This is a genomic window from Gordonia pseudamarae, assembly GCF_025273675.1.
GTDB classification, from domain to species: domain Bacteria; phylum Actinomycetota; class Actinomycetes; order Mycobacteriales; family Mycobacteriaceae; genus Gordonia; species Gordonia pseudamarae.
The window spans coordinates 4,345,363-4,370,478 of the sequence record NZ_CP045809.1; the positions used below are offsets into that span (position 1 = coordinate 4,345,363).

Genomic DNA, 25,116 nt, shown 5'->3' on the forward strand with positions numbered 1-25,116 from the left:
ACGAGAATCGTTGCGTCCGCGGGATCGAAGTCGCCGGTGAACTGCCGGACCAGCGCACCGAACAGCAGATTGACCACGCCGGCGTAGAGCAACGGAAAGGCGATGGCCGTCAACCAGAATCGTGGTCCGCGCAGCCACTGCCGAAGAATACGCCAGCCGTGTACGACAGTGATGGTGATCATGTCGCACTGCGTCCCGAGAACCGCTTGACGATCAGGGCGATCCCCACCGACCCCAGTGCGACGATCCAGGTCATGGCCTCGATGGTTCCTCCGCGGGATAGTTCGTGGGTGAGCACGTTGCGGATCACGGCGATGATCGGCGAGAACGGCATGTGTTCGATCACAGCCCGAAGAGCTCCGGACAGCGCGATTGCGGGAATGAAGGCGGTCGAGCACAGAAACAAGAGCATCTCGAATGACTGCACGCTCGCGGCCGCTGCTACGGGCTTGTCCAACAACACTATCCACCCGTCGGTGATGAGGCATAAGACGAGAGCAGCGACCAGGCCCCAGAGGAGTGTCAGTCCATACTCCGACCACCTCAACGACAAACCACACAGTCGGGCTACGATGAAAAGCGTCACGGTCGAGGCGGTCATTCGCACCATGTCTACGACGAGCCGGCCCGTCAAGAATCCGGCGAGAGCGCCGGGAACGAGCCTGACCCGATCCAGAATACCCGACTCCACGTCGTGCGCGACGGCCATCGCCGAAGCACTGGAGGTAAACATACCGGCTTGAAAGATGCAGCCCGCCAGCATATAACGCAGATAGTCGACGCCACTTTCCTCTGCCGAATAGCCGAATACACCGACCAGACACAGAAGAAATAGGGGCGGAACAACGAACATGGAGATCAGTGACGCGGAGTTTCGACGCAACAGGGCGAGATCGCGGCGGATGAACGCACGGACTCCGCCCGCTGTCGGCGCGTCGCCGCTGACGGCCGTACGATCGGCTGCTTCGGCCTCCGGATGACGATGCGGCGCGATCACCGGCCACTCCCCGATCGACCTGTCCCGGTCGCGGCTGCGTCTGCGGTGTTGACCCGGATGAACACTTCGTTCAGAGTGGGCGGCGAAATGCTCAGAGATTCCGGAGCGATCCCGCTCACGGCCACGACGTGGGAGATCTCCGTGATGGCCGCCGCCCCTGGTGCGACATCGCAGGTCACCGTGCGACCTTCAGTTCGTACGCCCGCACCTACGACCCCCGCACGACTCAGGTGACTACCAAAATGCTTTGCATCACTGTCTGACTCGAAGGCAGCGACCAGAACGTGCGTGCCCAGCCTCCCCCTGATTTCACCCGGAGTGCCGGCGTCCACAATCGAGCCGTCCTTCAGCAGATAGACCAGATCAGCGAGTGCCTGAGCCTCTTCCAGATACTGCGTTGTCAATACCAAGGTCATACCGTCGTCCCGCAACCGGCGAACCAGCGCCCACAGGTCCTCCCGGCTGACCGGGTCCAGTCCGGTAGTCGGTTCATCGAGGAACAGCAGATCCGGCACCACCATCAACGAAATCGCAATGTCGATACGCCGCCGCATCCCGCCGGAGTATTCCTTGACGTGGCGATCCGCGGCGTCGTCGAGACCGAAGACCGCCAGTAGTTCGGTTGCCCGCTCCGCCGCGGCGCGCCGACCCAGCCTACGCAGTCGGCCGAAGAACTCCAGATTCTCCCGACCGGTCAAGTTCTCATCGACTGCCGCGAATTGCCCTGTCGTTGCGATTCGGTCGCGTATCGCTCGTGGATCTCGGGCCAGGTCGTCGCCGAACACCGATACACTGCCCGCGTCGAAGCTCAGCAGCGTCGACAGAATCCGGATCAGCGTCGTCTTTCCCGCCCCGTTGTGGCCGAGGAACGAGACGATCGCCCCCCGCGGCACCTCGAACGAGATCCCGTCGAGAACTGTTACCGGACTGTCTTTTCCGGCCGCGAAACTCTTGGTCAGGCCTACGGCTTTGATCGCGATATCGGAATCCGACCGTCCGGAGATATCGTCAGGCACCGGTAGCCCTTCCCCGCGCGACAGGCGGCGCGTCGAACGCCGGGAGGACGTCGATCGTGGCTCCCGCGTCCTTCACGCCTCGCAGAATATGCGGAACCATCGCCGGGCGCTGCGCAACCTCGATGACCCCGGGTCCGGTATCGAGGATGGTGGTGTCGGTCTCGAGCAGGGCACCGAGCGTGACCGCCGGGACGACGGCGGTAATTGCGTACGACGACAACCCGGTAACCGTGCTCCGAACACCCGAATCATCGAATGAGACGGTCAGTGTCGATGGCTCGGGGCCTGCGGTTGCACGTGCGGACCTGGCCGTTCCGCGTGCGGCAAGCCGGGCGAGCGCTGCGGATACGACGGGAAGGGTAAAGACTCTGGACTGCTGAAGCTTGGTCACCATCGCATCGTCGATCGCCTCGAAGGCCACCCGGTACTCGTAGCCGAGGAGGTTCGGGAACAGCGAGGTCACGACATCGATATCCGGGCACTCGTAGCCGATCAGTGCAGTCCGGCCGTCTGCGTTCGCGCCGGCTTCGTCGTTGGCCACCGCTCCCTCGACAGGGCGGGAAGCGGTCGCCCGGTCGAGCGTCGCCTCGACACCGTGGCGCAGGACCCGATAGTCACCGTGCATCGTGCGGAACATCGAGCCTATGGCGGCCGCACCCGATACCTGCTTCTCCCCGATGACCAGGTCCGTTCGAATTCCTGTCACCGATTCCGGCGCAACGAGTTCGGTGTCCACCGCGTTCATCATCAGCGCAGTCGACAACCCAGGGCAGAGGCCGAATCCGGTCAGCACATGAACACCCACAGCCCGCGCATCCGGATCCAGCCGTCGGATCTCCCGGCGGGCGTCGATCGAGTCGTTGACGTCGATGTAGTTGCTCGCCGCCTGAATGCTGAGCTTGGCGACCGTGTCGCCGAGATCCTCGAATGGGCCTGTGCAGTTCACGATCCAGTCGAATCGGCGCATGACTTCGATCGCATCGGCCGGCTTTCGGCGGACGTCCATCACAAAATGACGGTCTCGGTCCTCGCGCGGCCGATGTCGTGACGCGGTCCACACGTCGACGTCGTAGGCGTGCAGGTTGCTGCGGATCATCGATCCGGTGACACCGCTGCCACCTACTATCAGAATTCTCATGGAGCCTCCAGATCAACCGTGCCGGCAGCCTGGTCTGCCGAAGTTCGGTCCAACCGCGACCGGCGGGTGGCCAGGTAGTGAGCAATCGCGTCGGCGGTGGGCGCGATTCGGTCGCCGAAAACCGATGAGTAGTGATCACCGGGTACCCGGACCAGGGCAAGGTCGCCGATCAACCCGTCGGCCCAATCGGCGTGATTGTCGGCCTCACCGTCGTCGGGCAGAATGAACAGCGCACTATCGGCGAGGAGTCCATCGGGGCGGTATCCGTTACGCGCCGCGACGAGCGTGCGCAGGGTCGAGAAATTAGTGAGACTGACCCCGTTGCCGACGATGCCCAGATCTTCGACCAGCGTCGGTGAAATTCTTGCCGCGATCTCGCGTACGAATGCCGACTGACCGTCGCCGATCCCGTCGAGCGAACGTTCCACCCACTCCCACACCTCGCCGGCCGAGGCTTCACTCGCCGGCGGTAGATCGGCCGTGGCCGTCATGGACTTCACCAGCGGGCCGACGAGACGCAGCTCTGCCTCGACGTCGAAGTCACCGACCTCGGCATGCAGCCCCGGAGCCAAGCTGTCGAGCATGACCAATGAAGCACGCTCGCTTCCGATCTGGCGTGCCATCTCCGCAGCGAGCGTTCCGCCGATACTCCACCCCACGAGCACGATGTGGTCGACGCCCAACAATGCTTCGTCGATAGTCGTGACGTACGACGCGGCTATCTCCTCGATACTGAGGCAACGCGGGTGTACGCGTGCGAAGTCTCGAAAGTCCAATCCCCACACTTGATATCGGTTCGGTAGCGCCAGCGCCAGGTCGCGGTAGATATCGATCGTCCCGAATCCACCGTGCACCATGACCACAGGCAGTTCCACCGAACCAGCTCTGAGCAAGGTCAGCGGCCCGTCGGCCTGCCCTGCACCGGCTTCAACCACGAGTCTGGCGATGGCGGCTGGTGATGGTTCATTCAATGCCTGCGCCAGGGGAATACGGATCGCCGCGAGGCGCTGGACCTCTTGAATCAGTTGTACGAAGCGCAGCGAGCTCAGACCCAGATCGAACAAGTTGGAATCCGGGTCAACGATTCTGGTCGGCAGATCCCGACCTGCGAGTTCGCACACCTGCCGGATAACCTCCGGGTCACCCACAGTCAGAACTCCCGAGGCGATGGCCGCACTCGGTCGATCGCCGGTCGCGGAAGCACCGACGCCGAGCTGCTTCTTGAGTCGGAGCACGTCCGCCACCGGAACGGGCGCCAGAGTCCAGGTGCCGTCGGCGACGATCGTGTCCAGCGTGGCGGCGAAGTGCGCGAACACGCACTCCATCATTACCGGGTCGAGGACCTGCTCTACGAAATCCCACGCGATACTCAGCCGGCCACCCGTGTCGAGCACCTGGTGGTCGAGCAGCACCTGCGGAGTCTGCGATACCGCGTACACCACGTCTCCGAGCACCGACGGGCTGACCACCTCCTCGGCCGCTCGGTCGCCACGCCCGAACAGCAACGAGGTGTACACGAAGGGCGCCACCGCCTGCCCCCACAATCCGCGTCGGCCGGAGATCTCCCCGATCAGTCGGACTCCCGAGTAGCCCATCTCCATATGGTCGATCAGGCGTCGTTGTGTCTCTTGCACCAGATCTTTCAGGTTCCTGGTACCCAACTCCGAAAAGCCGAGTAGGACCGACCCGGTGAAGTCGCCGAAGACGCCTTCGGCCGGCGCCACGTCGGAATCACGGTTGTAGGTAGTCACATTGACCCCGACTGCATCGTCGAGCGACCAGAGCGACAGACTGCACGCGTACAGGGTCAGCAGCACCGCCGACACGGACACTTCGGCGTTGCGCGCCGCTGATGACAAGCGTTGAGTATCTTCTCGGCTCAGACGCGTGTGCAGCCTACGCATCGTCGGCGCCACCAGATCCGCGGCTTCGCAGACCTTCGGCAGGACATTGCCGGCCGGGAAGTCGTCCACGATCGCATCGAGTTCGGCACGCAGGTCGGCTGGGTCGGTACCTCTGGCGTGCGACGTCGCCCGCGATGCGAGCACGTAGGTCCGGTAGTCACCGTCCGGATCAGGCAGTCGTTCTCCGCGATAGGCGAGTTCAAGGTCGCGAAGGAATATTCGCTGACTCGCGCCGTCGCCGATGATCATGTCGACGCTGAAGAAGAGCCGATGCCGACCATGGGGCGCAGCGATAGCGGACAAGCTGAACAACGGCCATTCTTCCAGGTCGAATACCTGGTGGCTGAGTTCGGCACGCTTAGCCTCGATAGCGTTCTCGATGTCCCCGATCGAGGCGCGGGATAGATCGTCCACTGCTATGCGGTATCGAGGTACTTCGGCCAGGATGCGCTGCGTAGCGTGCTCGGTGAAGACCGCGCGCAACATCGGGTGATGCTCGATGATCAGGTTCAACGACTCTTCGAGGCGGTCGATGTCTACATCGGAGTCGAATTCCGCGTAGTAGTGCTCGGTAACGCCGCCGAGTTCGAATCCGGAGTTCCGACCGATGTAGTACGCCATCTGCATGTCGGTGAGCGGAAACGGATCTCCCGGATCGCTTCCGTAGTCGTCGATCTCACTGTCCGGGGATGCGGTGGTAGCAGCCGGCTCTGGCGCCGTGTGGTCGCCGGCAGTGCTGAGCAGGCTCGCGATTCGGTCGATCGACGGATCGGCGATAACGTCCCTGAACCTGAGGCGGATACCGAAATCAGCCTGCACCCGGCGCAGCATCCGCTGGAAGGCCAGCGAGTCGCCGCCACGGGCGAAGAATGACTCGGTCCGGCCCAGCGACGGTGCGGCGAGCACCGCATCCCAGATCGCCTCCACCCGTTCGATCGTGTCGGCGTCCGCGGCGGCGACATCTGCCCCGGCACCGCGCCCGGCAAGCATGCCTCGACCGGGAAGCGCGGTGGAGGTGGCATCGACGAGTGCCTGTACTGCCGTTCCATCAAGTTTTCCGTTGGCGGTGACCGGCATCTCCTCCACGGCCACGATGCGCTGAGGAACCATGTACCGCGGCAGGTTCGCCTCAAGTTCGGCAAGCACGGCCTCAGCATGCGCATCGGTGCCCGGCACCGGAACGTACAAGCACGCCAAAACGGTCTCGCCCGCAGCCGAAGCCGTTACCGCGATAACCGATTCAGTCAGACCGGAGCGCTCGAGTACAGATTCGATCTCGCCCAGTTCGATTCGATGGCCGGCAATCTTGACCTGTCGATCGGAGCGGCCGAGGAACTCGACAAAGCGTTCCTCGTTGAACACTCCGACGTCGCCAGTGCGGTAGGCCCGGCCCAATCCTGGAATCTCCAAGAATGCGGCAGCGGTTCGCTGCGGGTCGGCACAGTATCCCCGTGCCACACCGAGACCCGAAATGAAGATGTCACCCGGAACCCCGATCGGGCAGTGCGACAGATCGGTGCCGAGGATATGAATCCCCTGATTGGACATGGGATATCCGTAGGGAATCCGATGGCGAAGGCTGTCAGCGGCAAGCGGGTAGCAAATCGACCAGATGCTACCCTCCGTGGCACCGCCGAGGCTGTGGATGTCGGCCGCCGGGAATACCATCTGCGCCCGCTCGGGCAGACCTGCCGCGATCCGGTCACCACTGAGCATGACGGTGCGGACCGAGGGAAACCGTACGCCGTCGTCGACGCGCAGCAAGAGCAGTTCGAGCAATGCCGGTGCCGAGTTCCACAGTGTCACCTCGGTAGCGGCCAATACCTCGATGATCTCGTCCGCGTCACGCTCGTCGGCGATCATCGACAGCGTCGCCCCGACCGCCAGCGTGCCGAAGATGTCGTATATGGAAAGGTCGAAGCCGAGTGACGACAATCCGATGATTCGGTCCGTCTCGGTGACCGCGTAACGCTCGTTGATATCCAGCAATGTATTGACACACCCGCGGTGAGTGATCTCCACACCCTTGGGATGACCGGTGGTACCGGACGTGAAAATGATGTACGCCAGGCTATCCGGGTGAGACGCGATCGGATTGTCCTGTGAGCCGCCGATCGAATCAGCGCGCACCACTTCCGGACATCGATTATGTCGCCATCCGGTGGTCAGTATCTCCGCGAAAGCATCGCAGGTGGTTGCGATTGATGCCCGCCGATTGGCCGGGAGGCCGGCATCGACCGGCACGAAGACACAGCCCGCCTGCAACACGGCCAGCATATTCACCACATCGTCGGGATGGCGCGTGTACTCCACGATGACGTTGGTTCCGGGTCGGCATCCCAGCCGAATGAGCTCGGCCGCAACCTCTGCCGAGAGTCGCCAGAGTTCGTCGTACCGGTAGGAGATGCCCGCCGAGCGCAGGCAGACCGCTACCTCGCCGGGGAACCGACGAACCGACTCATACACCAGCGACAGCACGGTGTGTTCGGTAGTAGGCCGCCGGGTGTTGTTGTAGTCGGAAATCGCGAGTTCGGAGACCGGGTCGAGCAGCGGCAGGATCTCACGACCATCGGCCACTTCGGCCACCGCAGCCATCATTCGGCTGAACATCGCTTCGGCCTGCGGGAAATAGTCGGCGACCAGGTCCCACGAGATCACCAGTTGGTCGCCTCGCGGCATTACCTGGATATCGAGACACACCTGCGCCGTCTGCGAATAGACGTGATCAAGTCGCGATCGCAGGCGCTCACCACCGGATCCACCGACATAGCTGGTGAAGACGATGGGCGCGGTCGCCGCGGTCTGGTCACCACCGCCCCGGAGAAAGGACTTCATCACTTCGACTCCGCCGATGCTGCGGTGCGCCAGTCCCTCATCGATAGACCGCCCGATGGACCGGCTCAGCTGTGGCACCGATGTCACACCGTCGACGTCGACACCTACCAGGATCGAGGAGGTGAAGTCGCCGATGACCGGACGCCGCGCATCGAGGGCGCTACGCTCGGACACCGTTACGTTCACCGTCAGTCCTGAGCAGTTCAACCAACGCGCGACCACCGCCGCGTTGACCGCCAGCAGGAGCGCCGATAGTGAGACCTTATTGATCAGGGCATTGCTTTCAAGCCTTGTCAGGGTCTCGTGCTCGACGACGAATTGTCTCCGCGTCATCTCCCATTGTTCCGTACCTGCCACGGTGACCCCGAAGTCGGGTCGCGTCGGCAGCCGGCCACTCATTTCCCGCCAGTAGTCGAGGTCGCGAACGCGATCACGGGCTCGGTGCACCGATCCCACCCGCTGGGTTGCCTCGACTATCGACATCACCGGATTCAAGTCACGCCCGTCCAGCATGTCGTCGACCTCATTGAGGAAGACGTAGACCGAACCCGCGTCCGCGATGATCATGTTCAAGTAGATCAGCAGGCGCGCACCGTCGGCGTCCTCGACGACGACGCCCGCGATCAGTGGGCCTGTCTCGTTGGAGGCGCGCGCCTGATCCATCAGTTGAGCACGCACCCGATCGCCGTCGCCACCGAGGGCCGGGCGGATGGGCCGCTGGTCGCAAACCTCCCGGTACAGGACGCCGGAGTCGAGGTCGAGCACATACCCGTCGACTTCGTGCCTGGCCAGCACCGCGTTGGCTGCCGCAACCACCTCGTCGACCGGGTACGAATACCGCACCTCGCAGTAGACGAAAGTGGCCTGCCCGCCGAGTTCGATGCCGTCGTGCGAGCCGAGCGCGTACGCCGTCTGGATCGGATTGAGCGGTATGACCGCCCGGCCGTCATCGCGATCCGGCCGATCACCGTCCGCAATGCCGCCTGCGTGTTCGCGGCTGGGCGCCCGCCGGATCTCCTCCACCAGATTCGCAACGGTCATCTCATAGTGAAACCCACTGTAATCCAGTGTTATTCGATACTCATCCTCGATCGCGACGAATGTCTGGATCAGAGCGAGCGAGTTCGGGATGTGCTCGCGAAGCACCGCTTCGGGCGAGTCGACTACGGCGCCCCCCGAGTTGAACAGAATCTGTGTAAGTCGATCGTCGACGGACGTGCCGGCACATTCGGTGGTCATGCCGGAGAGGTCATTGCGCAGCGACAACGGTCGACCCCTTTCCGACCAGGCCGCGGAGCTTCTTTCCGTTGGGGGCAACCGGAATGGAATCGATCCAGCACACCTGAGTGGTGGGCACACCGGCAACTCGCATCAGTGCCGATGTGAGTGAGCGCTCGACCGCTGCTCGGTCGCCATGCTCACCGCGTTCGACGTAGACCACCACATCCTCACCTCCGGTGTCCGGGTTGGATCTGCCGATGACGACCGTGTCGATGGCCGCGTTTTCCCAGATGATTCGTTCAAGGTCGGGCGAATAGTAGTTCTTCCCATTGACGAAGATGATCTCCTTGCGGCGCCCGATCACATACAGTTCACCGTCGTGGAGCATTCCCATATCGCCGGTGGGCAATGCACCATCGTCTGTGACGGCATGTCGCACGGTGCCCTTATCGGTGATCGCCGACTCGGTGATCGTGGGCCCTTGCAGGTGGATCTCACCGACCACACCGTTGCCTATGACAGTGGCGTCATCGTCGCGAATCGTCAGGGTGATGCTCGGAGCGACCCGCCCGACCGAAACGAAGCGAACGCCGTCGCCCGTCGCGATATCCGCGTACCGCGCACCTGTGGTGATGCGATCACGATCCAACTGTATAGTCCGCAGCTCCGAACGCAATTCGGCGGTGGAGATCGTCAGACATGCTTCCGACATTCCATAGCCGGTCCAGATGGTGTTCTCCTGAAGTCCGTAGTCACGAAGCCTACGCTGAAACTCCCCGGCCACATTGGCATCGATCGGTTCGGCACCGGTGATGACCTTTTGCACACTCGACAGATCGTAGGAACTGCCTTCCGCGGGTGGTCGCGATTCTACATAGGACAGGAAATGCTTCATGCCGAAGTTCGGGCATACGGTGACGGTCGGTCGATGCCGCGTGATCGCCTCCATCCATACGTAGGGATTGGCGAGGAAGTCGACCGTCGGCATGATGATCTGGTCGAAATCCTGCGATACCGAGTTGACATGGAAGCCCACGAGCGACAGGTTGTGCGCCAGCGGAAGCCAGGTCAGCATGGAGTTCTGGAACCGATAGCCATGCTGCGGCAATGTTGTCTGGAGCGTTCCGATCAGGACGCGCTCAGTGACGATGATCCCTTTCGGCAGGCCGGTCGACCCAGAGGAGAACTGGATCAGCCGTTCGGACTCCGGGCCGACCTCGGCAGGCTGCAGCGATGCCCGGAAGTCGCCCTCCTGGTCTACGAGCAACTGAGACGTCCGTACGATTCTATCGGCAGAACCACTGCGCTCCAACAACGAGTGAGTACGCTCATCAGCCAGTATTGCCGCTTGCGGCATGAGTGCAGCGGCCCGATCAACGCGCACCGTGTCGGCCGCGGAGACCGCGGGCGGCAGCAGTGCGGGCACCGCGCCGACGAACGCGCACGCCCAGAACAATCTGATCAGCACTCGCGAGTCGGCCACTTGAAAGAGCACACGATCACCCGGTGAGATACCTGCTTCGAGCAGCCGGGCGGAGCTTACGATCGTATCCCGGTACAGCTGCGCGTAGGGATAGAAGTCTTCGCTTCGCGCTGTGGCGAAATAGATTCCACGCCCCCACTCCTCGACTTTGCACGTCAACATGTCGATCAGCGCTTCGTGAACGACCGGCTGCGCCACAGCTTCACCGGCATGGTGATCACCGGATACTTCGTGAACTCGCATTGATGAACTCCCGTGCGATGGATGGTCCGGGATACGCGACAGCGATACCCGTTGGTAGAGAGTCAATTTGATCATGCAACAAGAAAGATGGGTCCAGAACTGAACAGCAGTCACATTTTCCGAATTGTCCGTTTTATGCCAGAACAAATCACGTGGGTGAATTGTCCGTTTTCGCCACATGCCCCCCCGACAAACCGTCTCGACGATCGTCTCCAGCGCCCCCAGGTGCCGAGCAGCCAGATAAGACTGAACTGTCAGTTAAGGTAACCCTAAACGTTTCCGCGCGCAAGGACCGGGCCGTCGCTCCCGGCCAGAGCAGGCATCGGGATTGGGCAACGGGTCGGCGTACGACCTCAAATCGCCAGTGCCAAACACAGATTGATACGGGCCGGCACTTCGCCGAAACATGCAATCCACATTCCGCCGGCGACAACGCCGACAGCAGACACTCCGCTCGCAATGGTCGACTAATAAGCAATTCGCTATGCCTTGAGAGGTTGCCGGATTCGCCTCATGCGTTGACATGGTGCCCGAGATTTTACTAGCCTTGCCACGTCCCTGTCGGCTCGGCTGCCGATTCGCCCTCTGGCGCAAGTAGTTCTCTTTTCCGACCGGCGGGACCAAAGTCACACACGACTCGCAGACTCATGTTTCATCAGGTTCCCCAAGGAGTGGAAATGCCGCCGAACATCACTGTGACCGACCTCCGTATGACGCGCCGGCAACTGCTGACGGCCATCGGGATCGGATCACTTGCCGTTGCCGCGGTGGCCTGCGGAAGCGAATCGTCGACGACCACCGACGAAGCTCTACCGACCGGCGCTTCCGGAGATATCGGAACCGGCGGTCGAGCCCGCCTTGCCTTCGCGGGATCAGGTGCCACGGAATCCCTTGATCCCCTTGGCGCGCCCAGTGCGGTCGACTACGCGCGACGCATTTCCATCTTCGATCCGTTATTCGCATTTCACGACGCCACACCCGAGCCGCGTCTGGCCACCGGTGTCACCTACGAGGGCGATGATCTCGTTATCGCATTGCGTGAGGGTGTGACCTTTCACGATGGCAGCACATTAACCTCCGCCGATGTGGTGTTCACATTTTCCCGTTTTGCCGGGCCTGCGAATGTCTATCCCTCGGATCTGCTGATGTACTTCGACTTCGCCAAAGCTCGGGCCGACGGACCACTCACCGTGCGCGTTCCGGTAAGGGGTCGACGGATCGGCTGGCCGGAAGCCGCGCTGGCATCGGACAGCCTGCAGATCGTCAAGGCCGGGACAACCACATTCACCACGACGAGCACCATCGGCACCGGGCCCTACGCTCTGTCGAAGTTTGCCCCAGGCGAGCAGACCGTGCTCAAGCGGTTCGACGAGTACTGGGCGGGGCCGGCCAATGTCGATGAGCTCGTCCTGCTCAGCCTTCCCGAGCCAGGTGCTCGGGTCAACGCCGTCAAGACCAAGGTAGTCGACTACGCAGCAGACGTGCCCTTCGCAACCGCTATGCAGGCGACGTCCACGTCCGGTATCCAGGTTCGTACGTCGCCCGATAATCTTCGTGGAAGCTACTGCTTCGCAATCAATATGAGTCGCGATCTGGGTAAGCAGGAGGCATTCCGCAAGGCGCTACGGCTCGGTATCGATCGTCAGGCTCTCGTGGACACCATCATGCTCGGCCACGGAGAGCCCGGCAACGACCTGGTCGGAGCGGGAGCCAAGTACTACCTCGATGCCTCCGTACCGAAACGCGACACGGACCGTGCGCGCACGCTTCTGGAGGAAGCCGGCGCGATCGGTAAGCAGTTCCGCATCCGTTGCTTCAACTACGAAGTCGGATTGGTTGATTCGGCGAAGCTGTTCGCGTCACAACTGCGCGATCTGGGTCTCGATGCCACCGTCAACGAGGTCACCATGACCGAGGCATTCGATATGAAGTCACTCGCCGCCGACGATGCGTCCGCTTTCCCTATCGGCGCCTTCAACCTACCCACTTGCTACGGTCTGTCACAATCGTTCCCCCCGCTGGCCTTCCACGACAAGGAGTTCGGGCAGGCATTGGACAGGGCTCTCCACGAGACGACCGACGGCGGCCGACGGACGGCATGGGAGGCAGCGCAGCAGATCGCCGCCGACCGGGGAAATTGGATTGTCTGGGGTAGGGCCGACACGCTGGCGATCGCGGCAGACAACTTCGGCGGGATAGTGGAGCGAGAATCACCGAAGTACCCATGGCTGGGCAAGGTGGGATTTGTTCACTGATCGAGAGTCGACCTCGCCTGCGGTTCGCTCGCTACCTGGAGTACTGACCCGCTACCTGATCAGCCGGATCGCAGCGACGGCCGCCATGCTCCTTCTGCTTTCGGTGATCGTCTTCATCGGAGTTGATCTGCTTCCCGGTGATCCGGTCTCCGTTCGCGAAGGTCGACTGGGCCCCGAGCGGGCAGCTGAGCTCAGGTCCCAGATGGGACTTGACCGGCCAGTACTCGACCGATACATAGACTGGCTCACCGGCATCCTCAAGGGAGACCTGGGAACATCGGCGACCGGAGTGCGGGTTGCCGATCTGCTGGGGCATCGTCTCGCGAACACTGCCATCCTGGTGGGAATCGTCGGAATCGTGGCGGTACCGGTGTCGCTGGCGCTCGGACTCTGGCTCGGATGGCGCCGCGGCAGTGTCGCCGATACCGCGGCATCGGCGATCATCGTCGGCGTGCAGTCGATTCCCGACTTCATCTGGGCAGGACTGTGGGTGCTGATCTTCGCCCTGACGCTGGGATGGTTGCCCGCGCTGTCCCTCGTGCCGCCCGGTGAGAGTCCGCTCGCGCAGCCGGAGGTGCTGGTGCTGCCGGTCGTCACTCTCGGTGCCACCGCCGTGGTCTACGCTACCCGGGTCATTCGCGCCGCCGCCGCCACGTCATATCTGTCTGATCACGCAGAGTTTTTGCAGCTCAACGGTTTCAGCATACTATCGGTGACGAGGCTCGCGGTGCTGCCCACGGTGGTACCGGCGGCCGTGCAGGTGTGGGTCGTCTCATTGACCACGCTGCTGGGCGGAACCGTGATGGTGGAAGGCGTATTCGGATACCCCGGAATAGGCGAGGCTCTGATCAATGCGGTATCGGGGGGCGACCTGCCTGTAGCACAGACATTCGCTCTGCTGCTGGCGACCATCGCGGCGACCGCTCTGCTGGTCACCGACACGGCCGGCATGGTCGTCCGGCATCGGACCGGAAGGCAACGATGACGTCGAAAACGACGGCCCGCAATGCGATGTCACCAACAGGTCCGCCCAGCGCGGCCGGGCCCCCGTCGGAGCTATCGCCGAACGCGGCACGGAAGCCGATACTCCGGGTAGCCCGGTTGCTGCCGGTCCTCATCGTCCTCGCGATCACCGTGATGGCGATGATCGGACCACTCCTTGCACCTTTCGATCCCGCCGAGTCCGTGGCCGCGCCGTTTCAGGGCGCCACATCGTCACACTGGTTCGGAACGGACCAGCTCGGGCGGGACGTGTTCTCCCGGGTGCTCTGCGGCGGTCGATCCTTGATCGGCACCGCAGCGATCGGCACCCTCCTCGCGGTCACACTGGGTGCGGTGATCGGCGTGGGCTCAGTCATCGTCGGGATGCATCGCCGGGCCCTCGGCTATCTGCTCACTCGCCCTACCGATGCGCTGGCAGTCCTCCCGCCGCTGATCACCTCGATCGTGATCCTCACCGCGGTGCCGACCCGCACCGGTATTGTCATCGCGGTGGTCGCCGGGTCCACTCCACTCTCGGCACGGGTCTTCGCCGAACTCGCCCGGCCGATCACCTACCGCGTACACGTGGAGGCGGCCCTCGCCCGGGGTGAACGCCTACCGTGGATGTTCGGCCGTGAGTTCGCCCCGCTACTGATCCTACCGTTCTTCGCCGATTTCGGCGTTCGCTTCACCGGGGCGATATACCTCGTGGCGGCGGCCGGTGTTCTGGGTATTCATTCCGGTGACGACGACTGGGCCACGCAAGTGGCTACCTCACTCAGTACCGCGGATCTGGCGCCGCTGACGCTGCTCGCACCGTTGCTGTGTATCGCGGTGCTATGTGTGGCGGTCAATCTGGCGGCCGACTCGGCCCTCGACCGTGGTCAGGAGACGGCGTGACACCGCTCATCGACGTGTCCGGATTGACGGTGCGGAGCCGGGAGGGCGTCGTCCTCGACGATGTGACACTCCGGGTCGGACCCGCCGAATCCCTTGCGATACTCGGGGAATCCGGTTCGGGTAAGACAACTCTCGGACTCGCGCTGCTGGGGCACGTCCGGCCCGGACTCAGCGTCGCCAGAGGTTGCGTGCGAATCAACGGCACCACGATGATCGGTATCCCGGCCTCCGCCGGTTCGGCCGCCGATCTGCGAGGCCGCCAGATCGCCTACCTTGGGCAAGATCCCTCGGCCGTGCTGCCCCCCGGCCGCCGTATCGGCCACGTACTGGACGCGATCGGCGCCGATGCCGACACTCTCGAACGGGTCGGGCTGCCGGGCGAGTTCCTCTCGCGCACAGCCGAACAGCTCTCGGGTGGACAATTGCAGCGGGCAGGGCTGGCGATCGCGGTGGCCCGGCGTCCCCGAATCCTGATACTCGACGAGCCGACCTCGGCGCTGGACCCGGATGCAATTGCCGATGTGCGCGCGGAACTTCAGCGCCTGCGCGAAGACGGGACGTCGCTGGTCTGGATCACCCACGACCTGCGCTCGACCACGGGCATCGTCGACTCCGTGGTCGCGGTCGATGCGGGCAGGCTCACCACCTGGTCCCCGACCTCGACCCCAAGAACGGGGATCGTCCGAGTCTCGCGGCACGTAGATTCCCCACCAGTCCTGCGCGGATCGTTCACGCTCCCGTACGGACCGCACCAGGGCGAGAAAGTGGACGTGTCGGTACGACCGGGCGAATGCGTCGCCGTCTCCGGAGCCTCCGGAGCCGGTAAGTCGACGGTATTGCGAGGAGTGGCGGGGCTGGCAGGCGGAGCGCCCGGGGAGGTCAGGCTCGGCGATCGTCCGCTCCACCGTTCCCTCGTCCGCCGCTCACGCCGCGACCGCCTGTCGGTTCAGCTCGTGCCGCAGAACACCCTCGACGCATTGCATCCCCTCCAGCGGGCCGGGCTCGCCGTCGAACGCGTGCTGCGGATGCGCAAGGTGCCGCGTGCCCAGGTAGCCGGGCAGGCCGCCGAGTTGTTCGCGAAAGTGGGTCTGGCCCAGGAGCTTCTCACACGCATGCCGAACGAGCTATCCGGCGGCCAACGGCAGCGCGTCGCGATCGCCCGAGCACTCGCCGCCGAACCCGAGGTCCTGCTGTGCGATGAGGTGACATCGGCACTCGACAGCGAGTCGGCCACCGCGATCGTGACGTTGCTCGACGATTTGCTGGCCGAGGGATCGGTCGGGATCATCCTGGTCGCACACGACCGCGCGGTTGTCGATCGATTGGCGGCGCGGGAGATCAGGATCGGCCATTCGCGTGATCTCGCACCCGGTCCGGCGCAGCGACCACGCGCTGATCTGTACGACACGTCGTCCGACGACGGGACCAAAGCAGCCGCACACAAGATGCCGGAGAACGAGGTACCCGACGGCGAGATGGCCGGGAGCGACACCGCGTGAACGGCGGCCATGGGGGCGGTCCGGCGCCTACCCGTAGAGCCCTGTGGGCCGCCGTGACGGCAGTAGCAGTCGCGTTGATCGCGACCTGGGGACCGGGTGGCCGGGGTCCGGCGCTCGCGGACCCCACTCCGGCCGCCGGGGCCACGGCGCTGCCACCGGACAGCTTCGTCGGCATTCCGTCGGGCACCAACCGTTTTCGTAATCCGCGGACCGCGCATCCACGGCCGGTAATTCTCGTACATGGTACGTTTCTTTCGGCCGCCGATCTGGGGTATCTCGCCGGTCGGCTTAGCCGCGCGGGCTTCTCTGTGTTCACCTTCAACTACGGGCGTGATACCGGGTCGGTCGCCGGGTCGCTGCCCGGCGTCTACGGCACCGCACCGCTGACCACATCGACGAGGCAGTTGCACACCTTCGTCGACCTCGTCCGCAGCCGCACCGGCTCGACCCTGGTCGACCTGGTCGGGCACTCGCAGGGCGGGCTGCTGATCCGGCGCTACCTCCACGAGTGCGGTGGCGGCGCTATCCGCCGCGTCGTGACACTGGCCGCACCGCACCACGGCACGACGCTACACGGCCTGACAGTGCTCGCCGAGGCTCAGAAGCTATTCCCGCAACCGATGCGGGCGATCCGCGACGTCGAAACAGCCGTCCTGGGCAACGCGGCCATGGATCAACTGGCCGGATCCGCACTTCTCCGCGATACCGATCGCGGTGGCGAAACCGTCGACGGAGTCGACTACACCGCGATTATCACCCGTCACGATCTCGTGGTGACACCACCGGAATCGGGATTCCTGACCGGATCGTCGGTCCGCAATCTGGCGGTTCAGGACCGCTTTCCCGCCAATCGGGTCGGTCATCTGGGCATGACTCACGATTCCGCGGTGGCGAATCTGGTCATCGACGCCCTCGGCTCGTCGGCCTCGGACCGAACCGATCTCCGAACCGCTCAGAAGTTTCCGTGAACGCCAATCGGATCCAGTAGGAATTCAAGGAAATGGTTAAGCGCGAACTGATGCGCTCACCACTACCGATGCGCTCGGGTTACTCCGCTCGCGAGGAACCGAGCAGATGTCCACCGCAGCAGCCCATCGCGCTATCGACCCGAGCTATCCCGACAGGTAGGCGGTGACCGAGCCTATGAGGCCGGCGCGGGCGTCGTCGAGGTTGCTGTATGTCCCCAGAACACGCTCGGAGGTGAGACCGCGTAGAGCCGCCGGCAGCAGGGCCGCAACCTGGCGGACGCGTACCGGGTCGACACCGAGGTCGGCGAAGGCACGCGCGCAGGCCGCATCCCAACCGGGTTTCCAGGAAGCCAGTTCGGCTGCGGTGAGCGGGTAGTCGCGTTCGAGTTCGGCCTGTTCACGGGGCAGTGCGGCCCGCAGCGTTTCGATGGCCAGGGCCTCGGGGGTGCCCAGGCCGCTCACCATGCCGTCGACGAGGGCGGTGACCCGGTCGGCGACCGTGCCGCCGACTTTGTCGGTCGCGGGCAGATCGCCGCGGCGCTGGGCGGTGTGCCGCAGTACCGCGGCCCACAGCCCGTCGATGTCGCCGAACTGGTATTTGATAGCCCCCCAGGTCACGCCCACCTCACGGGCGATCCGGTTGCCCGACACCGCCGCCGGATCACCGGTGGCCAGCGACGATATCGCGACCTCGATCATCGTCTCGCGGGTGGCCACACCACGCTTGTTCGCTCGCCGTGTGGGCTCGGTCATGTGCGCGATCCTAGTGTCGGCGACCATCTGACGACCAGTTTCACAGAACCCTCTTGTCTTCTTTCAAAGAGGGTTCTATGTTCGGTGGTGTTACTGCCGTCACAGCTTCGTCGGAGGATCAACCATGGCACCGCCACCCCTGTCGATGGAACCGACCGGGTGGTTCCAGGTCGCCTGGTCACCCGAGATCGGCGTCGGCGCCGTGCACACGATGAAGTATTTCGGCCGCGAGATGGTGGCCTGGCGCTCGGCGTCGGGCCGCATCTCCGTATTCGACGCCTACTGCGAGCACCTCGGCGCCCACCTCGGGTACGGCGGACACGTCGTCGGCGAGAACCTCGCCTGCCCGTTCCACGGTTGGGAATGGAATACCGAGGGCCGCAATGTGTGCGTGCCCTACGAGGAGCATCCCAACAAGGGGCGCCGGATTCGCAGCTACCCGACGGTGGAACGCAATGAAGCCGTGTGGATCTGGTACGACACGAAGGGCCGCGAGCCGTATTTCGACGTACCGGATATCTTCGCCGACTTTCCCGACGACAAGACCGCCGACGACTACTACCCGCCGGTACCGGCGGCCACCCTCTACTGCCCCGGCCTGGAATTGCATCCGCAGTACGTGATGGAGAACGGCGTCGACTTCGCACACTTCAAGTTCGTGCACGGCACCCCGTTCATGCCCGAGTTCACCCGCCACGACTTTTCCGGGCCGATCTCCTATGTCGACTTCACCATCGCCTTCGAGGAGGGCGCGACCCTCGAAGGCGCCGCCAGCGGAGTCGAATCCATCAACGCGGGCCTGGGCTGCGCCGTCACCCGCAGCTGGGGCATGGTCGACAACCGCACCATGCCCGCCGTCACCCCCGTCGACGACAAGACGTCCGACGTCCGGTTCACCGTCTGGATCGGCCGCAAACGCGGCGAGGAAAACACCCCGGACATCACCGGGTTCGGAAAGACAATGGCCGGCTTCGTGATCGAACAATTCGAGGCCGATATTCATATCTGGTCCCACCAGCGCTACTCCGATCCACCCGCACTCTCCCGGTCCGAGGCACAAGGATTCCGCGCGATCCGCAAGTGGGCCAACCAGTTCTACCCGACGCCCGACGGCCCGGACGAGCTCGTCACCATTTCGCGCGGTGAGCTCGACGACCTCCGCAAGGCCGCGGGCCTGGCGATCTGACAGCAGATTTCATCCCGACAGGACGCCGGCATCAATCCAGCCCTTGCGAAAGGATCACTATGACCTCCCCCGCGAAGACCCGGGTTTTCCAAGTTGCCACCGGAAACCTCGGCACCGAGACCATCGGCCGCATCCAACGCCATCCCGACCTCGAACTTGTCGGTCTGCACTGCTATTCGGCCGACAAGATCGGCCGCGATGCCGGTGAGATCGTCGGCATCGACCCCATCGGGGTCATCGCCACCGGCACCGTCGAGGAGATCATCGCCGCCACACCGGATGTGCTCACCTTCCACGGCGTGTTCCCCGACGAGGACCTGTACGTCACCGTCCTGGAAGCCGGCATCAATGTGGCCACCACCGCCGACTGGATCACCGGCTATCACCGCGACACCAACCACCCGCATCCGTCGGGCCGCAAGGTGTCCGAGCTGATCGCCGAGGCCTGCGAGCGAGGCGGTGCCACCTTCTACGGTTCGGGTATGAACCCCGGCCTCAACCAGATTCTCGGCATCGTGCACACCGCCGATGTCGCTGAGATCGAACACATCTCGGTCACCGAATCGGTCGACGTGTCGTGCCATCATTCGGTGGACACCTGGAAGGCGGTCGGCTACGGTCGTCCCGTCGACGACCCCACGATCCCCGACTCGCTGTACAAGTACACCGCAGTGTTCGCCGACTCGGTGTACCTGCTGGCCGACGCATTCGGACTGGAACTCGACGAGGTGCGCTTCACCTACGAATTGGGTGCCTGCACAAAGGATGTCGATCTTGGCTGGTATCAGCTGCCCAAGGGATCACTCGGCGGCAACTACATCAGTTATCAGGGCGTCGTCGACGGCGTGACGCGCATCGAGTCGAACCTCGAATGGCAGATGACCCCGCACACCGATCCGTCGTGGGATATCAAGGGCTGCTACATCACCCAGATCACCGGCGACCCGATGGTCTACAGCAAACACATGATTTTCCCGCCCAAGGGCATGGATCTGTCGAACGCGGACAACTTCGCGAAGATCGGCATGACCGTCACCGGTATGCCGCTGCTCAACTCGCTGCGATCGGTGGTCGCCGCCCCACCGGGCATCATCACCAGCAACGACCTGCCGCTGCGCGCGTTCGCGGGACGATTCAAGAACTGAGCAGGGCCTCACGAACTGAGCAGGGCCGTCGGGCAAGATGGTCCGATGGACCCCGACAGCTCCATCGTCCCCTACAGCGCCATCCGCATCGTCGACGCCTCGTCCGACCCCAGGACCCCGGACGAGGTGACACCGGACGAGGCGACCTCGCTCGGCGTGCCGATCGTGGCCGTCGCCGACGACCTCACCGCCCCCGGCACCCGGTTCTGGCTCGACCGGGCCACTGTCACGCTCACCACGGCCACCACCGATGACCGGCGCGCGGTAACCGTTGCCGATCCCCGCACGGCGGCCCGCGAGATCGCCCGCCGGGTCACCGACTCCCCCATCACGGCGGCCACCTGTGACGACGTCCTGCGCGCCGTCGACCCGGCCGCCGACCTGCGTCCCGCGCTCATCGTCGAATCCCTGGCCTATTCGACCCTGCAGGCCGGCCCCGAGTTCGCCCGGTGGCTGGCCTCCCGCGGTCCGTCGACGCCCAGGGCCGACGAGACCACGCCCCTGCTCTATCACCGCGACGGCGACACCCTGCACATCGAGTTCCATCGCCCTCGCCGGCACAACGCGTTCAACGACGGAATGCGGGCACTGCTCATCGAAGCACTGAATCTGGCACATCTGGATCCGACGATCACCGCCGTCGAGATCTCGGGTGCGGGTAAATCCTTTTGCAGCGGAGGCGACCTCGCCGACTTCGGCGGTTTCGACGACCCGGCGTCGGCGCATCTGGCCCGCACCCGGCACTCCCCCGCCCTCGGTCTGTTCCAGCTCGAACAACGCCTGGGCACCGCGCTGCGCGTCCGCATCCACGGGCAGGTACTCGGCAGCGGACTGGAGATGGCCGCCTTCTGCGGTACCGTCCGCGCACACCCCGACACGGTGCTCGGGCTCCCCGAACTGTCGGTCGGACTTGTCCCGGGCGCGGGTGGAATGTTCAGCGTCCCAAGACGTATCGGCCGCCACCGCACCGCTTATCTGCTGCTCTCCGGCGAAACCATCGACGCCCCCACCGCGCACCGGTGGGGGCTGGTCGACGAGATCGGTTAGGTCCGAATACCTCCGGCCACACTCAGATGAGGCTGCCCACGTCCTTGGCGACAATGTCGTCGAGGGCGCGTTCGGCGATGGCGGCGATGGTCATCGACGGGTTGCACGCCGCGGTGTTGCCGGGCATCAGCGCGCCGTCGAGCACGTAGAGACCCTTCTGGCCCTTGACGCGGCCTTCGAGGTCGCACACCACACCCAGGTTGGCGCCGCCGAGCGGATGCCAGGTGTTGGGGACCACTGCTGCGCTGTCGAGCAGCAGATCGGACCGGGTGATCTTACGGATCGCCGGTTCGATGTAGCGGTGCTGGATGGAGGCATCGCCCTCGTGCGGCCAGCGCAACACCGCTTCGCCCGTGGCGGAGTCGAAGACAACCTTGCCCCGCCCCTTACTGACGCCGAAACCGACCAGCGTCGTCGCACCGACCGCCTCCGGCGCCACCGGCGGCATCGACGCCTGGATGAAGGTGAAGGCGTTTTTGGGATCGCTCCAGTTCTTGGAGCCATACACGACCGGCCCACCCTGTACAGGACCGAAACCGGAGGCGGGGCTGACCCAGGAATAGATGCGGTCGGCGTTGGTGCCCCACCCCCGGCCGACACCGTCGGGGAGGTCGGAGATGGCGCCGGTCGCCTTGGCCTTGACCAGCAGTTTGCTGGTGTTCACACTGCCCGCGGCCATGATCAGCGCCGGGGTGGTGAGGATCTTCTTCTCCACGGTGCGGCCGGTCTCGTCGGTGCGGTCGACGTGGACGGTCCACTTGCCGTCGGCGCGCCGCGCGATGGAGGTCACGGTGTGCTGGGTGGCCACCCGCACCCGCCCGGTCGCCTCGGCCCTGGCGATGTAGGTGACGTCGACGCTGTGCTTGCCGCCGTTGTTGACGCCGAGCGCACCGTCACCGTTGGTGTACGACGGCCGCATCTTGCCGTCGAGTTCGGCGAGCGCGTAGTTCCAGTCGATGGGCATCGGAATCTTGGCCAGCGGCAGACCAGCCCGCCGGACCCGCTTGGCGAATTCTCGGGCCACCTTGTAGTTGGCGGAGTTGATCAGCCTGTCGGGGGCGACGGCGATCTTGAGCATCCGGGCGACCCGCGGGTAGTGCACGCGGTTCAACAACTGCCAGTCGAGTTGTTCGGGGAACCACTCGTTGAACACCGACTCCGCGGGCTGCAACGTCATGCCCTGATAGATCAGCGATCCCCCGCCGACGCCGGTCGGGCAGATCGCCATCATGTTGTCGCCCATCACCGTCTCGAGCAGGCCGACGTACGGCTCGAAGGCGACGGGGCGTCCGAACAGGGTGGGTGCGGACCGATGCCACAGGATCCGCTTGTCGGGTGCCGATGCCCGCGGGAAGGTGTCGGAGTTGGGGCCGGCCGTCCAGCGGCGGCCGCGTTCGAGGACGAGTACGTCGACGCCCGCCTGTGCGAGCCGCAGCGCCGAGATACCGCCGCCGAATCCGGACCCGATGACCACCACGCGATGCTCCTCGCGGGTGGTGCGGACACGAGAGGGCTTGCCGGCGGCGTGGGGCGCGGCGGAGGCTGATCCGACACTCGGGATGAACTGCGCCGCGGCGGCACCGGCACCGACTGCCGCAGCCCCCTTGATGAAGGTACGGCGGGATGAGGCTGACAGGGCTGAAGACATGACGGTACTCCGGGGTCAGTTGGCCGAGACCCGGACGAGCGACGCACCCCGGATCGCACACAAGTGATGGAACTTATCCTACTAACCGGTAACCCTGCCAGGTCACACGCTTCGTGTCACTGTGATGAGCACCTCAATTAGGTTACCGGACAACGTATTTGTCCCACTGAATGAGACATGACGACCCTTCGGATACCGAACGATCCGCGGACGCCGGGCACTCAGATGATGGAGCCGACGTCGCGCGTGACGATCCGGTCCATGGCGCGTTCGGCGACCGCCGCGATGGTCATCGACGGGTTGCAGGCGCCCGCGGTGCCGGGCAGCAGGGAGCCGTCCAGAACATACAGACCGCGCTGCCCCTTGACCCGGCCCTCCAGATCGCACACCACGCCCATGTTGGCGCCGCCGAGCGGATGCCAGGTGAACGGGGTGACCAGATTGAGGTCGGTGACCGGGTCGATGCCGCCGATGCGGTGGGCGGCCGCGTTGAGTCGGCCGGCCACGCCCGCGTCACCGCCGAGCGGCCAGTTGATGGAGGGGTTGCCGGTCAGCGGGTCGACCCCGATGCTGCCGCGGGTGCCGCTCGCCCCGTAGCCGAACAACATGGTGCTGCGGGCGTCGACACCCAGGAACTTGGGTGCGGCCGCCTGCACCAGCGTGTACGCGGTGCGCGGATTGGACCAGTTCCGCGAACCGTAGACGACCGGACCACCCTGCGGCGCACCGAGATCGGCGGTGATGCCCGTCCAGGAGAAGGTACGGTCACCGTTGGTGCCCCAGCCATGGCCGACGCCGTCGGGCAGGTTGGAGATGGCCCCGCTCCGCTTGGCCTTTACCAGCAGCTTGCTCGTGTTCAGGCTGCCCGCGGCGAGGATCAGCGCCTTGGTGGTGTACACCTTGCGCTGCACCACCCGCCCCGATTTATCGGTGCGGTTGACGTTCACGATCCACTTGCCGGTACGGCCGCGGGAGATGCCGGTGACCTCGTGCTGGGTGGCGACGGTGACCCGGCCGGTGGCCTCGGCCTGACGCAGGTAGGTGACGTCGATGCTGTGCTTGCCGCCGTTGTTGACACCGAACAGCGTGTCGCCCACGGTGTAGGACCGCCGCATCCGGCCATGGTTCTCCGCGATCGCGTAGTTCCAGTCGATGGGTGCGCGCAGTTTCTCCACCGGCATCCCCGCCCGGCGGGCGCGCTTGGCGAACTCGCGGGCGCCCCGGTAGGCGTGCGAGTTGATCAGCACATCGGGCGCGACACCCGCCTTGAGCATCCGCGCCACCCGGGGGTAGTGGACGCGATCCATCGTCGAGTAGTCCAGGGCATCGGGGAACCAGGCGTTGAACACCGAGCGCCTGGGCTGCAAGGTCATGCCGAGGTACACCAGTGATCCGCCACCGACACCGGCCGCGCACACCGCCGACATCGTGGGGCTGACAACGGTCTCGAACAGGCCGACGTACGGATCCTGACCGAACGGCCGACCGAACAGGTTGGGCGCGGACTTGTGCCACAGGGTCCGCCGGTCCATGTTCTGGGCGGTGGGAAAGGTCCGGGCGTTGGGGCCGGTGGGCCAGCGCTTACCACGCTCGAGGACCAGCACGTTGACACCGGCCTGGGCCAGGCGCAGCGCGGCCACACCCCCACCGAAGCCCGAGCCGATGACGATCGCACGCTGCTCGGACCGGTCGGTCCGCACGCGCGGAGCACCCGAGGCCGCGCCGGGAACAAGCTGGGCACCGGCCACTCCGGCACCCACCGCGGCTGCGCCCTTGAGAAAGGTACGACGCGTTGACAAGGACATTCCACTCCCCTGATACACCCGTGAGACCAGACGGCCCCAGAAAACACTGTAGGGAAACTTACCGGAGCGTAACCGGTGTTCGTCAACATTGC

16 protein-coding genes are annotated in these 25,116 nt (G+C 64.5%); 8 read left to right on the forward strand and 8 right to left on the reverse strand.

Annotated elements, in window-relative coordinates; all coding sequences use genetic code 11:
* Positions 1-178: 178 nt before the first annotated feature.
* From GII31_RS18990 to GII31_RS19010, 5 genes are all read right to left on the reverse strand, one after another.
* A complete protein-coding gene (locus GII31_RS18990) occupies positions 179-997 on the reverse strand; it encodes an ABC transporter permease (protein WP_246221952.1) in 819 nt (272 codons plus the stop codon).
* Positions 994-2,013: an ABC transporter ATP-binding protein gene (locus GII31_RS18995; protein ID WP_260840104.1), complete on the reverse strand. Its 1,020-nt coding sequence runs from the start codon at positions 2,011-2,013 to the stop codon at positions 994-996. The genes GII31_RS18990 and GII31_RS18995 overlap by 4 nt, the downstream gene beginning before the upstream one ends.
* A complete protein-coding gene (locus tag GII31_RS19000) occupies positions 2,006-3,151 on the reverse strand; it encodes a saccharopine dehydrogenase family protein (RefSeq protein ID WP_213244922.1) in 1,146 nt (381 codons plus the stop codon). The genes GII31_RS18995 and GII31_RS19000 overlap by 8 nt, the downstream gene beginning before the upstream one ends.
* Positions 3,148-8,931: a non-ribosomal peptide synthetase gene (locus GII31_RS19005; protein WP_260840105.1), complete on the reverse strand. Its 5,784-nt coding sequence runs from the start codon at positions 8,929-8,931 to the stop codon at positions 3,148-3,150. Before GII31_RS19005 ends, GII31_RS19000 begins: the two co-directional genes overlap by 4 nt.
* A gap of 208 nt (positions 8,932-9,139) precedes the next feature.
* Complete coding sequence (locus tag GII31_RS19010) at positions 9,140-10,912, reverse strand: AMP-binding protein (protein ID WP_260840106.1); 1,773 nt, start codon at positions 10,910-10,912, stop codon at positions 9,140-9,142.
* A gap of 602 nt (positions 10,913-11,514) precedes the next feature.
* Here GII31_RS19010 and GII31_RS19015 point away from each other — a divergent pair.
* From GII31_RS19015 to GII31_RS19035, 5 genes are all read left to right on the forward strand, one after another.
* Positions 11,515-13,092, forward strand: a complete 1,578-nt coding sequence (locus GII31_RS19015) for an ABC transporter substrate-binding protein (protein ID WP_260840107.1) — start codon at positions 11,515-11,517, stop codon at positions 13,090-13,092.
* Positions 13,082-14,077: an ABC transporter permease gene (locus GII31_RS19020; RefSeq protein WP_260840108.1), complete on the forward strand. Its 996-nt coding sequence runs from the start codon at positions 13,082-13,084 to the stop codon at positions 14,075-14,077. The genes GII31_RS19015 and GII31_RS19020 overlap by 11 nt, the downstream gene beginning before the upstream one ends.
* 158 nt (positions 14,078-14,235) lie before the next feature.
* Positions 14,236-14,973 (forward strand): ABC transporter permease, encoded by a 738-nt coding sequence (locus GII31_RS19025; protein ID WP_213244927.1) that lies wholly within the window; start codon positions 14,236-14,238, stop codon positions 14,971-14,973.
* Entirely contained in the window at positions 14,970-16,472 is a 1,503-nt protein-coding gene (locus GII31_RS19030) for an ABC transporter ATP-binding protein (RefSeq protein WP_260840109.1), read from the forward strand. The genes GII31_RS19025 and GII31_RS19030 overlap by 4 nt, the downstream gene beginning before the upstream one ends.
* Before the next feature lie 53 nt (positions 16,473-16,525).
* Positions 16,526-17,440, forward strand: coding sequence for an esterase/lipase family protein (locus tag GII31_RS19035; protein ID WP_213244929.1), 915 nt, complete (start codon positions 16,526-16,528; stop codon positions 17,438-17,440).
* 144 nt (positions 17,441-17,584) lie between these two features.
* Here GII31_RS19035 and GII31_RS19040 read toward each other — a convergent pair whose 3' ends face one another.
* On the reverse strand, positions 17,585-18,193 hold the full coding sequence (locus GII31_RS19040) for a TetR/AcrR family transcriptional regulator (RefSeq protein ID WP_213244930.1): 609 nt from the start codon (positions 18,191-18,193) through the stop codon (positions 17,585-17,587).
* 124 nt (positions 18,194-18,317) lie between these two features.
* Between GII31_RS19040 and GII31_RS19045 the strand changes: the two genes are divergently transcribed.
* The 3 genes from GII31_RS19045 to GII31_RS19055 are packed head-to-tail and all read left to right on the forward strand — an operon-like array spanning position 18,318 to position 21,571.
* On the forward strand, positions 18,318-19,379 hold the full coding sequence (locus tag GII31_RS19045) for a Rieske 2Fe-2S domain-containing protein (protein WP_213244931.1): 1,062 nt from the start codon (positions 18,318-18,320) through the stop codon (positions 19,377-19,379).
* 59 nt (positions 19,380-19,438) lie between these two features.
* The gene (locus GII31_RS19050) at positions 19,439-20,524 is read left to right on the forward strand and encodes an NAD(P)H-dependent amine dehydrogenase family protein (protein ID WP_213244932.1); all 1,086 of its coding nucleotides are present in this window, start codon (positions 19,439-19,441) and stop codon (positions 20,522-20,524) included.
* A 45-nt stretch (positions 20,525-20,569) separates the two neighbouring features.
* Positions 20,570-21,571, forward strand: a complete 1,002-nt coding sequence (locus GII31_RS19055) for an enoyl-CoA hydratase/isomerase family protein (protein WP_260840110.1) — start codon at positions 20,570-20,572, stop codon at positions 21,569-21,571.
* Positions 21,572-21,593: 22 nt separating this feature from the next.
* Here the strand turns inward: GII31_RS19055 and GII31_RS19060 are convergent, their stop codons facing one another.
* Both GII31_RS19060 and GII31_RS19065 read right to left on the reverse strand, forming a co-directional pair.
* Complete coding sequence (locus GII31_RS19060) at positions 21,594-23,207, reverse strand: GMC oxidoreductase (protein WP_456071413.1); 1,614 nt, start codon at positions 23,205-23,207, stop codon at positions 21,594-21,596.
* A 233-nt stretch (positions 23,208-23,440) separates the two neighbouring features.
* Positions 23,441-25,024 (reverse strand): GMC oxidoreductase, encoded by a 1,584-nt coding sequence (locus GII31_RS19065; RefSeq protein WP_213244935.1) that lies wholly within the window; start codon positions 25,022-25,024, stop codon positions 23,441-23,443.
* Between the last annotated feature and the right edge of the window lie 92 nt (positions 25,025-25,116).